The 13,773-nt window shown below is 63.7% G+C and carries 14 protein-coding genes; 3 read left to right on the forward strand and 11 right to left on the reverse strand.

Annotated features, from left to right (window positions below):
* Window positions 1-6: 6 nt before the first annotated feature.
* The 11 genes from AC3EMP_RS07215 to AC3EMP_RS07265 form a co-directional block, all read right to left on the reverse strand.
* Complete coding sequence (locus AC3EMP_RS07215; RefSeq protein WP_023738143.1) at window positions 7-321, reverse strand: hypothetical protein; 315 nt, start codon at window positions 319-321, stop codon at window positions 7-9.
* 55 nt (window positions 322-376) lie between these two features.
* Window positions 377-739, reverse strand: coding sequence for a nuclear transport factor 2 family protein (locus AC3EMP_RS07220; protein WP_023688799.1), 363 nt, complete (start codon window positions 737-739; stop codon window positions 377-379).
* Between the two features lie 76 nt (window positions 740-815).
* Window positions 816-1,295 carry a carboxymuconolactone decarboxylase family protein gene (locus AC3EMP_RS07225; protein ID WP_023688798.1) on the reverse strand — a complete coding sequence of 160 codons (480 nt, stop codon included), beginning with the start codon at window positions 1,293-1,295 and terminating at the stop codon, window positions 816-818.
* A 110-nt stretch (window positions 1,296-1,405) separates the two neighbouring features.
* Entirely contained in the window at window positions 1,406-2,959 is a 1,554-nt protein-coding gene (locus tag AC3EMP_RS07230; RefSeq protein WP_352710319.1) for an alpha/beta fold hydrolase, read from the reverse strand.
* 134 nt (window positions 2,960-3,093) lie between these two features.
* Window positions 3,094-3,408, reverse strand: coding sequence for a formate dehydrogenase subunit delta (locus AC3EMP_RS07235; RefSeq protein WP_023688796.1), 315 nt, complete (start codon window positions 3,406-3,408; stop codon window positions 3,094-3,096).
* Window positions 3,398-4,225, reverse strand: coding sequence for a formate dehydrogenase accessory sulfurtransferase FdhD (fdhD, locus tag AC3EMP_RS07240; protein WP_352710322.1), 828 nt, complete (start codon window positions 4,223-4,225; stop codon window positions 3,398-3,400). The genes AC3EMP_RS07235 and fdhD overlap by 11 nt, the downstream gene beginning before the upstream one ends.
* On the reverse strand, window positions 4,225-4,449 hold the full coding sequence (locus AC3EMP_RS07245; RefSeq protein ID WP_023688794.1) for a hypothetical protein: 225 nt from the start codon (window positions 4,447-4,449) through the stop codon (window positions 4,225-4,227). The genes fdhD and AC3EMP_RS07245 overlap by 1 nt, the downstream gene beginning before the upstream one ends.
* A 32-nt stretch (window positions 4,450-4,481) precedes the next feature.
* Window positions 4,482-7,394 (reverse strand): formate dehydrogenase subunit alpha, encoded by a 2,913-nt coding sequence (gene fdhF / locus AC3EMP_RS07250; RefSeq protein WP_023698931.1) that lies wholly within the window; start codon window positions 7,392-7,394, stop codon window positions 4,482-4,484.
* A gap of 10 nt (window positions 7,395-7,404) precedes the next feature.
* Window positions 7,405-8,961, reverse strand: a complete 1,557-nt coding sequence (locus tag AC3EMP_RS07255; RefSeq protein WP_023673426.1) for a formate dehydrogenase beta subunit — start codon at window positions 8,959-8,961, stop codon at window positions 7,405-7,407.
* Window positions 8,958-9,437: a formate dehydrogenase subunit gamma gene (locus tag AC3EMP_RS07260; protein ID WP_023688791.1), complete on the reverse strand. Its 480-nt coding sequence runs from the start codon at window positions 9,435-9,437 to the stop codon at window positions 8,958-8,960. The genes AC3EMP_RS07255 and AC3EMP_RS07260 overlap by 4 nt, the downstream gene beginning before the upstream one ends.
* Before the next feature lie 194 nt (window positions 9,438-9,631).
* Window positions 9,632-10,531: a LysR family transcriptional regulator gene (locus tag AC3EMP_RS07265; protein ID WP_023688790.1), complete on the reverse strand. Its 900-nt coding sequence runs from the start codon at window positions 10,529-10,531 to the stop codon at window positions 9,632-9,634.
* A 158-nt stretch (window positions 10,532-10,689) separates the two neighbouring features.
* Here AC3EMP_RS07265 and AC3EMP_RS07270 point away from each other — a divergent pair, with 158 nt between their 5' ends.
* The 3 genes from AC3EMP_RS07270 to AC3EMP_RS07280 all read left to right on the forward strand — a co-directional run bounded on the left by AC3EMP_RS07270 (window position 10,690) and on the right by AC3EMP_RS07280 (window position 13,607).
* Window positions 10,690-11,331, forward strand: a complete 642-nt coding sequence (locus AC3EMP_RS07270; RefSeq protein ID WP_023673429.1) for a DUF47 domain-containing protein — start codon at window positions 10,690-10,692, stop codon at window positions 11,329-11,331.
* 3 nt (window positions 11,332-11,334) lie between these two features.
* Entirely contained in the window at window positions 11,335-12,339 is a 1,005-nt protein-coding gene (locus AC3EMP_RS07275) for an inorganic phosphate transporter (protein WP_023688789.1), read from the forward strand.
* Between the two features lie 77 nt (window positions 12,340-12,416).
* Window positions 12,417-13,607 carry an Mrp/NBP35 family ATP-binding protein gene (locus AC3EMP_RS07280; protein ID WP_286440766.1) on the forward strand — a complete coding sequence of 397 codons (1,191 nt, stop codon included), beginning with the start codon at window positions 12,417-12,419 and terminating at the stop codon, window positions 13,605-13,607.
* The last annotated feature ends 166 nt before the right edge of the window (window positions 13,608-13,773 follow it).

A 13,773-nucleotide genomic window follows, 5' to 3' on the forward strand; every position in this document is an offset into this window, starting at 1 on the left:
GCACGGCTACTCCACGATGCGGTAGATGTTCCAAAGGCTGGTGCCTGAAACGACGTAGGGCTCCATCTCCTTGCCCCATTTGGCGTGCGCGTCGATCTTGCCGATCCTGGCGAAGAATCCCTCCAGCTGGGCAAGGCTTTCGACCTGATGATGCGATTCGACCGTCGCTTCCCGAGCTCCGACCGAACCGGTCATGATCTGGAACTCGAGATCGGCAATGCCGACCTGAGAGCCGATCTCGCGTTCCCATTTCTTCAACAGGTCGAGCACGGTCTGCTTGTGCCCGAACTTGGCGTCGATCTGCCATCTGGCGCTGAACATTTTTGTCTCCTCCAGTTTTGCGGCCCAAACCGCGGTTGATCTTTCCGCGGTGGAACTACTCGTCCCAGGCCTGCACGACGGTCTGTCGTGCGATCCGCCCATTCTTCAGCTCCAGCATCGCCGCGCAGAACACTTTCGTTCCGTCCGGATAGGCGCAGGCCTGGGTGAAGGCGAGATTGTCGCCATCGGCGATGGTGGTGTCGACCTTGTGGGTCATCGCCCGGCTGCAGATGTCGTCCCAGAAGGTGCTGATCGCCGCCCGGCCGCGGATCTCGCGCGGCTTGCTCGGCGGATTGTTGCGGTCGATCACCCGCACCAGTGCGTCGTCGGCATAGAAGCTAGCGAGCATCCTGCCGTCCCGTCCTTCGATCGCTTTCTTGATCGCCGCGCCGTCCACGCTCTGCGTCTTGGTCAGCATCTTCTCCTCCATGGCCCGTTGATCGGGCGGTTGAATGATCACAAGCAATGCCCGGCGCACCGCCCGGCAGTTTCTTTCACTGCGACTTGGCTTTGACGGCTGCGAACACGCCGTCGGTCTGTTGTTTGAAGGTCGCGAAATCGACCTGGCTGCCGTTGAGCATCGTCGACCAGTGGCGCACGATGGCCGCCATCGCGATCGCCTCCTTGATCTCCTCATCGGTCGCGCCATTGAGCTTGGCGGCCTCGGTGTGGAAATAAATGCAGTACTGGCAGGGGATCTGCGAGGCGACGGCCAGCCCCAGCAGTTCCTTGGTCTTGCCGTCGAGCGCGGTCTTGGGGTTGAGCTGCACACCCTTGATCTCGGCCCAGGCGCCGGCAACCGCGACATCGGGCAGCGTCTTGAACATGTCCGGCACTGAGCCGAGCGTCGCCTCGATGTCCTTGTAGGCGGCGGCCGCCGAGGCATCCTCGGCTCTGGCGGGAGCGATCGTGAACAGCGCGCCAACGCCTGCCGCTATCACCAGCGATTTGATCGACCTGTTTGACTTCAGCATTGCATCCTCCATCCGCAGTGCCTTTCCCGGCGACATCCGCCTGGCCTGCATGGAGAGAATTGGTACGCCTCGACCCCACCTGGCCGCTTCGCCCGAAAGCGCCATGGTCCCTATGGCCCGTCCGGGCCAGCCTGCCTGGCGGAAAATGCCGCTGCCGCCGCCCGTGACGGCAAATCGAGCTTCAGCAATATGTTGGCGACATGACGCTTGACCGTATGCTCGCTGAGCCTCAGCTCGGCGGCGATCGCGGCATTGCTCTTGCCGTCGGCGATCAGGATCACCACCTCGCTTTCGCGCGCCGTCAGTTGAGCCGGCTCGGCGGGTTTCGCCTTGCGGCGGCAGGCCGGCTCCAGGTGCTGTTCCGACGTTGCCTGGACCAGCGCCAGCGGCTCGTCCAGCTCATCCACCGTGACACGCCCGGCATCGATGAAATGCAGGCCGGATCCCGCCGCCAGATCGGCGGCCAGCCGCGACGCCAGAATATCGCCGCGCCCGGCATGGGCGGCGATCTGCATCGTCACCCGTGCCATCAGCCCCACCGGCGGCCCGCGCATTTCGACCTCACCGACATGGGCGCCCTGGGCGCTTGCAATGCCCATATGTTGCGCCGCATCGCGCAGTGCCGCCGCGCAGCGTATGGCCCGCGCCGGCCCGTCGAAGCGCGAGATCATCAATTCGCCATGGATGCCGGCGACGCGTCCGCCATGACGGCCGACCAGCTGCCGCCAGCTCTCCTGGAAGCGCTCGCTACGTTCGCTCCACATGCGGTCGCCAACCCGCGCCGTGTCGTAGATGCGTGTCGCCAGAAGAGCGGCAAGCACGCGCTCCGCTTCGGCCACGGCACGCTCGCCGGTCAGGAATTCCTCGATCAGGTCAGCCACCCGGTCGACATCGCCGGTCCAGATCGGGTGGTCGCGCCCGGGGACCTCGACCAATCGCGCATTGGCGATCTCTTTCGCCAGGAAGCGGCTGGCGTCCGGGTCGACCCGCGCGTCGTTGCGGCGATGAATGAGCAGTGTCGGTGCGCCGATCGCCGAAAGCACGCCGCGCACATCGATTCCGGCATTCATCCGGGCAAGGGCTGCCGCTGCCGTCGGACTGGCCGACAGCCGCTCGAAGCGGGCCCACCACTGGGTGAAATGCGCATCATCTACCCGGCCGGGAGCGAAGTTGGGCAGTGTGGCGCCCGTGCCCCATTCCGTGCCGGCCGTCGCGATGAAGGCCTCGAGGCGCTCCGGCGACATCACCCATTTGTGGAAATGCGCATAACCGCCATAGAGCGCCAGCGCTCGTGTCCGTTCCGGATAGGTGGCGGCAAACAACATTGCCATCGGCGCGCCTTCCGAAGCGCCGAGCAAGGCCGCGCGCCCGCTGCCGGTGGCATCCATCACCGCGCGCACATCGTCCATGCGGGTTTCGAGGCTGGGCAGGTGGCGTGGGTCGACGCGGTCGGACAGGCCGGTGCCGCGCTTGTCGAACAGGATCAGCCGCGAGAACGCCGAGAGCCGTTTCAAGAGCCTGGCGTAGCCCTCGTCTTCCCAATGCAGGTCGAGATTGGAGATGAAGCCGGGCACGAAAACCAGGTCGAACGATCCCTGGCCGACCACCTGATAGGCGATCCGCACGTCGCCGCTGAGGGCATATCGCGTCTCGATCGGCCTCACGTTGCTATCCCGCCCGGCCAGACGATTTCTGATCGCCGACCATAGCAGACGCCTGGCGGATGCGGCAGCCAAACTTTAGAAGACAGGAATATAGCCCGCGGCGAACCGTGTTCGCCCGCCATTTCTGGGGGAGGCTATTTCTGGGGAGCGGCGCTCTCTGCACCCGTGGGTTGGACGTAGCCGATGCTCACATCGGCCTGCTCCTCGGTCTTCGGCCGCTTGATCCTGGCCGAGGCCACGACGACGAGTTCGTCAAAACCTTCGCCGCCGCTGTCCAGCATCTCGAAGAACTGCCGGCGCATCCTGGGCTCCCAGAACTTGTTGATGTGCTCGGCCACGCCCGCCACACCTTCCTCACGGGGCCTTGAATGGAAGAAGGCGGCGATCTGGTTGGCCATGCGCACCAGCTTTTCCCCGGTGCTCGTGATGTGTTCTTCGTCATGCGACATGCTGGGCAACTCCCAAGACCACCCGTTCCGGGTGGGTGAAAACATCGAAATCGTCGCCGCGCACCAGCGCCACCAGCGTCATGCCGGCCTCTTCGGCGGTGCGGATGGCAAGGGCTGTTGGCGCCGACACGGCGATGATGAAGGCGGAGCCGATCGCCGCCGTTTTCTGCACCATCTCCACTGAGACGCGTGATGTCACCACCACCGCGCCCGATGCACCGTCAATGCCGGCCTTGGCCAGCGCGCCGGCCAGTTTGTCCAGCGCATTGTGCCGGCCGACATCCTCGCGCGCCATGACGATGCCCTTGCCGGGCACATAAAACCCTGCGGCATGCACTGCACCGGTCTCGGAATGCAGCGGCTGCACCTTCGACAAAAGCTTGACTGAGCGAACGATGTCGTCGGCTTCAAGCGTAAGCTTGGACGCACTAACCTTATCGACCGAGCGCATCGCTTCCTCGATGGATTCGATGCCGCACAGCCCACAGCCGACCGGGCCGGCGAGCCGCCGCCGCCGCGCCTCGAAGCGCGTATTGGCCTGGTCCTTCAGCCGGATCTGGATATCGATGCCGGCGCCATGGTCCTCGACCTCGATCGCCTCGATCTCGTCAGGCAAACCGATGATGCCTTCGGTCAGCGAGAAGCCGAGCGCGAAATCCTCGAAGTCGGCCGGGCTCGCCATCATCACCGCATGGGTGGTGCCGGCAAACGAGAACGCCACCGGCGTCTCCTCCGGCACCATGCGGTTGGCCGCCGCGGTGCCACTTGCACGGTGGGCGAGGCGAGAGATCTGGCTGATTGGCTGGCGGGAGCGCATCAGGGTCCCTTCATCCAATCCGGTGTCAGTTCCGGAACATCGCGCGCGATGGATTCATAGGCCTTATGATGCCCGTAGCCCATTATGTACGCGACAATGCGGCGAAGGTTGTTGAAATCCTCCTCGGAAGCATGTCCCTGGATATCGAACAAAAACTGGTTCAGGTCGGCGCCTTGCTTCTCACATAGGCGCAGAAGCGTTTCGTAGGCTTCCTTTTGAGTCACTCTTGTTTCCTCCGGCGGCGAGTCTACCCAGACTACTCCGCCGCCTGTAGCGGAGCGATGCGGCGGCTCTGCTCGGCCTGCTCGTTATAGTCGCGCTGCCAGTCCGAAGGTCCGTTCGACGCGCCGACCTGCACTGCGGTCACCTTGTACTCCGGACAATTGGTCGCCCAGTCGGAGAAGTCGGTGGTGATGACGTTGGCCTGCGTGTCCGGATGGTGGAAGGTGGTGTAGACCACGCCCGGCGACACCCGGTCGGTGATCAGCGCACGCAGCGTCGTCTCGCCCGAACGGCTGGTCAGCCGCACCCAGTCGCCATCGCGCAGGCCGCGGTTCTCGGCGTCGTGCGGATGGATCTCCAACCGATCTTCCGAGTGCCACATGACGTTTTCGGTGCGCCTTGTCTGTGCACCGACATTGTACTGGCTGAGAATGCGGCCGGTGGTCAGCAGCAACGGGAAACGCGGCCCGGTCCGCTCGTCGGTCGCGACATATTCAGTGCGGATGAACTTGCCCTTGCCACGCACGAAGCCATCCATATGCATGATCGGTGTGCCGAGCGGCGCCTTCTCGTTGCAGGGCCATTGCACGGATCCGACACGGTCGAGCAGCTCGAAGGACACGCCGGCGAAGCTCGGCGTCGTTTTTGCAACCTCGTCCATGATCTCGGAGGGATGCTGATAGTTCCAGTCCAGCCCGATCGCACGGGCAAGCTCCTGTGTCGCTTCCCAGTCGGCGTAGCGCGCCTTCGGCTCCAGAACCTTGCGCACCATGTTGATGCGGCGCTCGGCATTGGTGAAAGTGCCGTCCTTCTCCAGGAAGGTCGAGCCCGGCAGGAAGACATGCGCGTAGTTGGCGGTCTCGTTGAGGAACAGGTCGTGCACGACCACGCATTCCATCGCCGCCAGGCCGGCCGCGACATGCTTGGTATCAGGGTCCGACTGCAGGATGTCCTCGCCCTGGATGTAGATGCCCTTGAAGGAGCCGTCGACGGCGGCATCCAGCATGTTGGGGATGCGCAGGCCCGGTTCGTCGTCGAGCTTCACCCCCCACAACGTCTCATAGATGTCGCGCACCGCCTCGCCGGAGATGTGGCGGTAGCCCGGCAGTTCATGCGGGAACGAGCCCATGTCGCAGGAACCCTGCACGTTGTTCTGGCCGCGCAGCGGGTTCACGCCGACGCCGGGACGGCCGATATTGCCCGTCGCCATGGCAAGGTTGGCGATAGCCATAACCGTGGTCGAACCCTGGCTGTGTTCGGTGACGCCAAGGCCATAATAAATCGCGCCATTGCCGCCCTTGGCATAGAGCCGCGCAGCACCTCGGATCAGTTCGGGATCGACGCCGGACAGCTTGCCCACGATTTCGGGGTTGTTTTCCGGCAAGGCGACGAAAGAAGCCCAATCCTGGAACTCCGCCCAGTCGCAGCGATCGCGGATGAAGGCTTCGTCGAAAAGCCCTTCGGTAACGATGACATGCGCCAGCGCCGTCAGCACCGCCACGTTGGTGCCCGGCTTCAGCGGCAGGTGATAGTCGGCCTCAATATGCGCCGACTTGACCATTTCGGTTCGGCGCGGATCGAGCACGATCAGCTTGGCGCCCTGGCGCAGCCGCTTCTTCAGCCGCGAGGCGAACACCGGGTGCGCGGAAGCCGGATTGGCGCCGATGATGACGGCGACGTCGGTGAAATCGACGGAATCGAAATCCTGCGTGCCGGCCGAGGTGCCATAGGTCTGGCCGAGGCCGTAGCCGGTCGGCGAGTGGCAGACGCGCGCGCAAGTGTCGACATTGTTGTTGCGGAAGCCTTGGCGCACCAGCTTCTGGACGAGATAGGTCTCTTCATTCGTGCAGCGCGAGGACGTGATACCGCCGATCGAGGTGCGGCCGTATTGATACTGGATACGGCGGAATTCCTTGGCCGTATGGGCGATGGCCTCTTCCCAGCTCACCTCGCGCCAGGGATCGCTGACCTTTTCCCGGATCATAGGCGACAGGATGCGGTCCTTGTGGGTGGCATATCCATAGGCGAAACGGCCCTTCACGCAGGAGTGGCCGTGGTTCGCCTTGCCGTCCTTGTAGGGCATCATGCGAATGACTTCGTCGTCCTTCACTTCGGCCTTGAACGAGCAGCCGACGCCGCAATAGGCGCAGGTGGTGACGGCGGAGCGCTCGGGCATGCCTTTCTCAAGCACGGTCTTTTCACGCAGCGCATCGGTCGGACAGGCCTGCACGCAGGCGCCGCAGGACACGCATTCGGAGGCGATGAAATCCTCGTGCATGCCGGCGACCATGCGCGATTCGAAACCGCGGCCCTCGATCGTCAGCGCGAAGGTGCCCTGCACCTCCTCGCAGGCCCGCACGCAGCGCGAGCAGACGATACATTGCGCCGGATCGTAGGTGAAATATGGGTTGGACTCGTCGCGGGCGATGTAGTCGACCGCCAGCGAGCCATGGCCGGGCGCGACGCCGTTTTCCTGCTTGACGTGGTTGCGGCCCTCGATGCCGAAGCGGTTCTCGGTCAGGCCGACCGATTTCGCCACAACGTCGAACTCGCTGGCGCCGGTGCCGGCCTTCTCGTTCCAGCCGGTCGGGTGGTCGGAGACGTAAAGCTCCATGACACCGCGGCGGATGGCGTCGAGCCGCTCGGATTGCGTGCGCACCACCATGCCTTCGCCGACGGGCGTCGTGCAGGATGCCGGCGTGCCGCCGCGCCCGTCGATCTCGACCAGGCAGACGCGGCAGGAGCCGAACGAGTCCAGCATGTCGGTAGCGCAGAGTTTTGGGATCTCGACCCCGCCTTCCATCGCCGCGCGCATGATCGACGTACCCTCCGGCACGCTGATGCTGCGGCCGTCGACGATCAGCGTAACCTGCTTTTGCGCCTTCGATTCCGGGGTTCCGTAATCGAGTTCTTCGATGAGTGTCGGGAAGTCGGCCTTGATATTCATCTGCCAGCTCCTATTCAGCAGCCACGCGCGCCGGCGCGGGCTTGAAATCTTCGGGGAAATGGGTGATCGAGCTCATCACCGGATAGGGCGTGAAGCCGCCCAGCGCGCAGAGCGATCCGAACTTCATCGTGTTGCAGAGATCGGTGACCAGTGCCAGGTTCTTCTCCGGCTCGATGCCGGCGGCAAGCCGGTCGATGGTCTCCACCCCGCGTATCGAGCCGATGCGGCAGGGCGTGCACTTGCCGCAGCTTTCGATGGCGCAGAACTCCATGGCAAAGCGCGCCTGCTTCAGCATGTCGGCCGTGTCGTCGAACACGGTGATGCCGGCATGGCCGATCAGTCCGTCGCGCTTCGCGAACTCTTCGTAGTCGAACGGCGTGTCGAACAGGCCGCGCGGGAAATAGGCGCCGAGCGGGCCGCCGACCTGCACCGCCTTCACCGGGCGACCAGTGGCCGTACCGCCGCCGATATCGTCGACGATCTCGCCCAGCGTCATGCCGAACGCCGCCTCGAACAGGCCGCCGAACTTGACGTTGCCGGCGATCTGTATCGGGATCGTGCCGCGCGAGCGGCCCATGCCGAAATCCTTGTAGAAGGCAGCACCCTTGTCCATGATGATGGGCACGGAGGCCAGGCTGATGACGTTGTTGATCACCGTCGGCTTGCCGAACAGACCCTGGATTGCCGGCAGCGGTGGCTTGGCTCGCACCACGCCGCGCTTGCCTTCAAGGCTGTTCAGCAGCGAAGTTTCCTCGCCGCAGACATAGGCGCCGGCGCCGACGCGGATTTCCATGTCGAAGGCGTTGGGCGAACCCAGCACGCTGACGCCGAGCACGCCTGCCTTGCGGGCGACCTCGACAGCCTTGTTCATGACAGCCACCGCATGCGGATATTCCGAGCGGATATAGACGAACCCCTTGGTCGCGCCGGTGGCGATGCCGGCAATCGTCATGCCTTCGATGAGCACGAAGGGGTCGCCCTCCATAATCATGCGGTCGGCAAAGGTGGCGCTGTCGCCCTCGTCGGCATTGCAGACGATGTATTTGCGGTCAGATGTCGTATCGAGCACCGTCTTCCACTTGATGCCGGTCGGGAAGCCGGCGCCGCCGCGGCCGCGCAAGCCCGATTCCGTGACCTGTTTGACGATGTCGAGCGGCGCCATGGCCACCGCGTTCTGCAGGCCCTTGAGCCCGCCCAGTGACTTGTAGGCATCGAGCGATAGCGGGTCGTTGATGCCGCAACGCGCAAAGGTCAGGCGCGTCTGCTTGGCCAGGAACGGGATTTTGTCGGGCGCGCCCAGCCAGCGCTTGTGATGCCCGCCGGTGAGAAAGCCGCTGTCGAACAGGCTCTTGACGTCCGATGGCTTGACCGGCCCGTAAGCGACGCGGCCCTTTTCGGTCGCGACCTCGACCATCGGTTCGAGGAAATAGGCGCCGCGCGAGCCGTTGCGGACGATCTTGGCCTCGACGCCCCGTTCAGCCAGTTCCGCACGAACAGCCTTGGCGACCTTTTCGGCGCCGAGCGCCAGCGCGCCGGAGTCACCTGGAATGTAGATGCGCGGGATCATGAGCGTACCTCCCCGACGATCTCTTCGATCTTCTCGTCATCGAGCCGCCCGATCACCTCACCATCCAGCATCGCCGACGGTGAACAGGCGCACAGCCCGAGGCAATAGACAGGCTCAAGTGTAACCGATCCGTCGCGGGTGGTCTCATGGAAATCGATGCCCAACAACTGCTTGACCTTTGCGGCGATCGCATCCGAACCCATCGACTGGCAGGCTTCCGCCTGGCAGAGCTTGAGCACATGCCGGCCAGCCGGCCGGGCACGGAAATCATGATAGAAGGTCACGACGCCATGCACTTCGGCTCTCGACAGGTTCAGCCCATCGGCGATGACGGGCACGGCGTCCTGCGGCACGTGGCCAAATTCTTCCTGGATCTCGTGCAGGATCGGCAGCAGGGGGCCTTCGAGGCCCTTCAACTCCTGGATGATCGCCGCCGTGCGCGACTGTATCTCGGTACTTGCAGGCTGCATCGTCACGCAGCGCCCTCCCTATCGTAGCGATCGATGCATATAATCGTCCAAAAGCATGAAGCAGTTTTGGAACAACGACATGCCTACGCCGCTTAATCGCTAAGTGCTTAAGAAATCAGAGAAAACCTCTGAAATCAATAAAGCGGTTTCGTTGCACGATAGAAAATTTCTATCGCGCCGGTTGACCAGTTATGACTAGCTCAGCGATTGGCGCGGAAATCGTCTGCCAGCGCCATCGCCTCGTCCAGCAGCGCCTGCACCAGCGGCGTGTGCGGTTCGCGCGGCGCGGCGACCAGCCCGACCGTGTGGCTGGCATCCGGTTCGACGATCGGAATGGCCCGGATCGGTTCGGAAAAACCGAATGTTTCCGCCAGGTTGAGCGGCATGATCGACGACCATTTGCCTGTCCGTATGTGGGAGAACAGCACGATCATCGAGTTGGATTCCAGTGTCGGCCGCACCTGCACGCCGGCCTCGGCCAGATGCTGGTCGATGATGCGGCGGTTCTGCATGTCCGGCGTCAACAGGCAGAGCGGCAGCTGGCTGATTTCGGCCCATGTCACTTTGTCGCGATCCGAATAGGGATTTCCGACCGCCGTGATCAGCTGGTAGCGCTCGTCATAGAGCGGCACGCTCGTCACCCGTCCGAGAGGCTCGTTGTCGAGATAGGTGATGCCGGCATCGACGTCGAAATTGCCGAGCAGCGACAACACCTCGATCGAGGTGCGCGACAGGATAGAGAAGGTGACGCCCGGGTGCTTCTCGCGAAATGGCGTCGTCAGCCGCGCCACCATGGCGAGGGCGGTTGGGATGGCGGCAATACGGATACGCCCGGACAGGCCATGTCGCGCCGCCCGCATCTCTTCGCGCATGGTCCTGGAATCGCCGACGATGCGACGCGCCCACACCAGCACCTGCTTGCCTTCCGGCGTCAGCCCCTGAAAGCGCGAACCGCGATTGACCAGCATGACGCCGAGCTGGCCCTCCAGCTGCTTGATCCCGGCCGACAAGGTCGGCTGCGTGACGCCGCACGCTTCCGCCGCCCGGCCGAAATGCTCCTCCTTGGCCAGCGCGATGAAGAATTCGAGCTTGTCGATCATCCCATCCGTCCGTTCGTTGCGCGCAAGGTCGGGGAAATTGCCTTTCGCCGCAAGCTCTACCCGCAATTGGCCATGCATCCACATCTTTGGGCCGGCTGGCTGTTTCCCCCGGCCGAACACGGCGCTATGTGGTTGGATGGAATACGAGGAGATCGGACATGCTGGGCTGGTTCCGCAAGCTTTTGCCGCGCGAAGATCGCTTCTTCGACCTCTTTGAACGGCATTCCCGCACCGTGGTCGGCGGCGCCGAGGCGCTGGAGCAGCTCCTGCAGGGCAAGGACATCGATCGTTGGTGCCAGAAGATCATCGATCTCGAGGACGAGGCCGATCATATCACGGCCGAAGTGCTGCTGGCGGTGCGGCGTTCCTTCATCACGCCCTTCGATCGCGGCGACATCAAGGACCTGATCCAGTCGATGGATGACGCCATCGACATGATGCACAAGACCGTCAAGACGGTGAAGCTGTTCGAAAAGAAGGAATTCGACCCGCTGATGCAGGAGATGGGCGGCGTCATCGTTGCCGCCTCCAGGCTGGTTGCCGAAGCGATCCCGCTGCTCAGCAAGGTCGGCACGCACACGGTACGCCTCAACGCCATCGCCGAAGAGGTGATGCGCGTCGAAAGCCGCGCCGACGATCTGCATGAGCAGGGATTGAAGGACCTGTTCAAGCGGCATGGCCGCAGCGATCCGATGGCCTACCTGATCGGCTCGGAGATCTACGGCCAGCTGGAGAAGGTGGTCGACCGCTTTGAGGACGTCGCCAACGAGATCAGCGGCATCGTTATCGAGAACGTTTAGGCAATGGAAGCCACCATCGCCTTTCCCGTGCTGATCGGCCTTGTCGCCGTCGCGCTGTTTTTCGATTTCCTAAACGGCTTGCACGATGCGGCGAACTCCATCGCCACCATCGTCTCCACCCGCGTGCTGAGACCACAATATGCGGTCTTGTGGGCGGCTTTCTTCAATTTCATCGCCTTCATGTTCTTCGGCCTTCACGTGGCTGAAACTGTGGGAAAAGGTATCGTCGACGTCAGCATCGTCACGCCGGCGGTGATCTTCTCGGCGCTCGTCGGCGCCATCGTCTGGAACATCGTCACCTGGATTGCCGGCATCCCGTCCAGCAGTTCGCATGCCCTGATCGGCGGGCTCGTCGGCGCCGGCGTTGCAAAGGCTGGGCCCGGCGCCATCGTCTGGACCGGGCTTGGCAAGACGGTCGCCGCAATCGTCGTGTCGCCGGCGACAGGGTTTGTTCTGGCGCTGGTCCTGATCCTGGCCGTTTCCTGGCTGTTCGTGCGCCAGACACCGTTCGCCGTCGACAGCACTTTCCGCGTCATGCAGTTCTTTTCGGCCTCGCTTTATTCGCTAGGGCACGGCGGCAACGACGCCCAGAAAACCATGGGCATCATCGCCGTGCTGCTCTATTCGCAAGGTATGCTCGGCGGGACGTTCTACGTGCCGCTGTGGGTCGTCCTCACCTGTCAGACAGCACTGGCGCTCGGCACTTTGTTCGGCGGCTGGCGCATCGTCCACACGATGGGCTCGAAGATCACCCGGTTGAACCCGATGCAGGGCTTCTGCGCCGAGACCGGCGGCGCCATCACCCTGTTTGCCGCCACCTGGCTTGGCGTTCCCGTGTCGACCACCCATACGATCACCGGGGCCATCATCGGTGTCGGCGCTGCCCGTCGCGTCTCGGCCGTGCGCTGGGGCATTGCCGGCAACATCGTCATCGCCTGGATCGTCACCTTGCCGGCCACGGCTGCAATTTCGGCGCTCACCTACCTTGCGGTTGGCCTGGCAAGGTGAGGCGGACACTGTGGTGCTTGGAGTCGCTGCCAATCTGCACTATCTGAGCCGCAGCCAAACGCCTTAGGGAACAATGCATGTCCGTCACCAAGGAAATCGTCACCGAGCGTCTGAAGACGGTCAACGGGCCGGACTTCACCGGCAACATCGTCGACCTCGGCATGGTTTCGGAGATTTTCATCGCCGATTCGAAAGTGTTTTTCTCGATCACCGTTCCCGCCGCCCGTGCACAGGAGATGGAGCCGCTGCGCGCCGCAGCCGAGCGTGTCGTCAAGGCGATCCCTGGTGTCGCCGGCGCCGTCGTCGCGCTGACGGCGGAGAAGAAGGGCGGCGGCATGGAGGCTCCGGTTGCGTCGCGTCCCGCGCCCAGGCCGGCACCCCCGGCTGCGCCAGCCGCGCCGCGCCCAGCTCCACACTCTCCAGCCCCGCACGCCCCGGCCTCGGAAAGGTCGGGCAAGCGCGGCGTGCCCGGCATCGAGGCGATCATCGCGGTGGCGTCCGGCAAGGGCGGCGTCGGCAAGTCGACCACCGCCGTCAACATCGCGCTTGGCCTCGCCGCCAACGGTTTGCGTGTCGGCGTGCTCGATGCCGATATTTATGGCCCGTCCATGCCCAGGCTGCTCAACATCCATGGCCGGCCGCAGACCGTCGACGGCAAGATCCTGAAACCGATGGAGAATTACGGCCTTAAGGTGATGTCGATGGGCTTCCTCGTCGACGAGGAGACGCCGATGATCTGGCGCGGTCCGATGGTGATGTCGGCGCTGACGCAGATGCTGCGCGAGGTCGAATGGGGCCGCCTCGACGTGCTCGTCGTCGACATGCCGCCCGGCACCGGCGACGCCCAGCTGACCATGGCCCAGCAGGTGCCGCTGGCCGGCGCCGTCATCGTCTCGACGCCGCAGGACCTGGCGCTGATCGACGCCCGCAAAGGATTGAATATGTTCAAGAAGGTCGACGTGCCGCTGCTCGGCATCGTGGAGAACATGAGCTATTTCATAGCCCCCGATACCGGCAAGCGCTACGACATCTTTGGCCATGGCGGGGCGCGGCGCGAGGCCGAGCGACTCGGCGTGACCTTCCTCGGCGAAGTGCCGCTGGAAATGGGCATTCGCGAAAGTTCTGATGAAGGTGCTCCGGTGGTGGCGTCGAAGCCAGACAGCGCCGAGGCGAAGATCTATCGCGGCATTGCTTCGAAGGTCTGGGACCGGGTCAACGAAGAACGCGGCGCGGCCGAAGCGGCGGTGCCGAACATCGTGTTCGAGTAGCTCGGATATCCCTCCCCCTTGAGGGGAGGGTGGCCCGAAGGGCCGGATGGGGTCCGCGGTGACACGCTCGACGCTATTTCTTTACAAGTCGAGGCAGCTCAACTCACGTTGAGGCAGTTGAGGCGACCCCACCCGCCTCGCTTCACGATGTCCAGCCGATAGATGG

This window comes from Mesorhizobium sp. P160219, assembly GCF_057786095.1.

Excerpts from the sequence above, each read along its gene's own strand:
- fdhD (WP_352710322.1), bottom strand. The coding sequence starts at position 4,225 with ATGCGCTCCCGCCAGCCAATCAGCCAGATCTCTCGCCTCGCCCACCGT.
- fdhF (WP_023698931.1), bottom strand. The coding sequence starts at position 7,394 with ATGAATATCAAGGCCGACTTCCCGACACTCATCGAAGAACTCGATTAC.
- AC3EMP_RS07225 (WP_023688798.1), bottom strand. The coding sequence starts at position 1,295 with ATGCTGAAGTCAAACAGGTCGATCAAATCGCTGGTGATAGCGGCAGGC.
- AC3EMP_RS07220 (WP_023688799.1), bottom strand. The coding sequence starts at position 739 with ATGCTGACCAAGACGCAGAGCGTGGACGGCGCGGCGATCAAGAAAGCG.
- AC3EMP_RS07280 (WP_286440766.1), top strand. The coding sequence starts at position 12,417 with ATGTCCGTCACCAAGGAAATCGTCACCGAGCGTCTGAAGACGGTCAAC.
- AC3EMP_RS07215 (WP_023738143.1), bottom strand. The coding sequence starts at position 321 with ATGTTCAGCGCCAGATGGCAGATCGACGCCAAGTTCGGGCACAAGCAG.
- AC3EMP_RS07275 (WP_023688789.1), top strand. The coding sequence starts at position 11,335 with ATGGAAGCCACCATCGCCTTTCCCGTGCTGATCGGCCTTGTCGCCGTC.
- AC3EMP_RS07265 (WP_023688790.1), bottom strand. The coding sequence starts at position 10,531 with ATGATCGACAAGCTCGAATTCTTCATCGCGCTGGCCAAGGAGGAGCAT.
- AC3EMP_RS07235 (WP_023688796.1), bottom strand. The coding sequence starts at position 3,408 with ATGTCGCATGACGAAGAACACATCACGAGCACCGGGGAAAAGCTGGTG.
- AC3EMP_RS07255 (WP_023673426.1), bottom strand. The coding sequence starts at position 8,961 with ATGATCCCGCGCATCTACATTCCAGGTGACTCCGGCGCGCTGGCGCTC.
- AC3EMP_RS07270 (WP_023673429.1), top strand. The coding sequence starts at position 10,690 with ATGCTGGGCTGGTTCCGCAAGCTTTTGCCGCGCGAAGATCGCTTCTTC.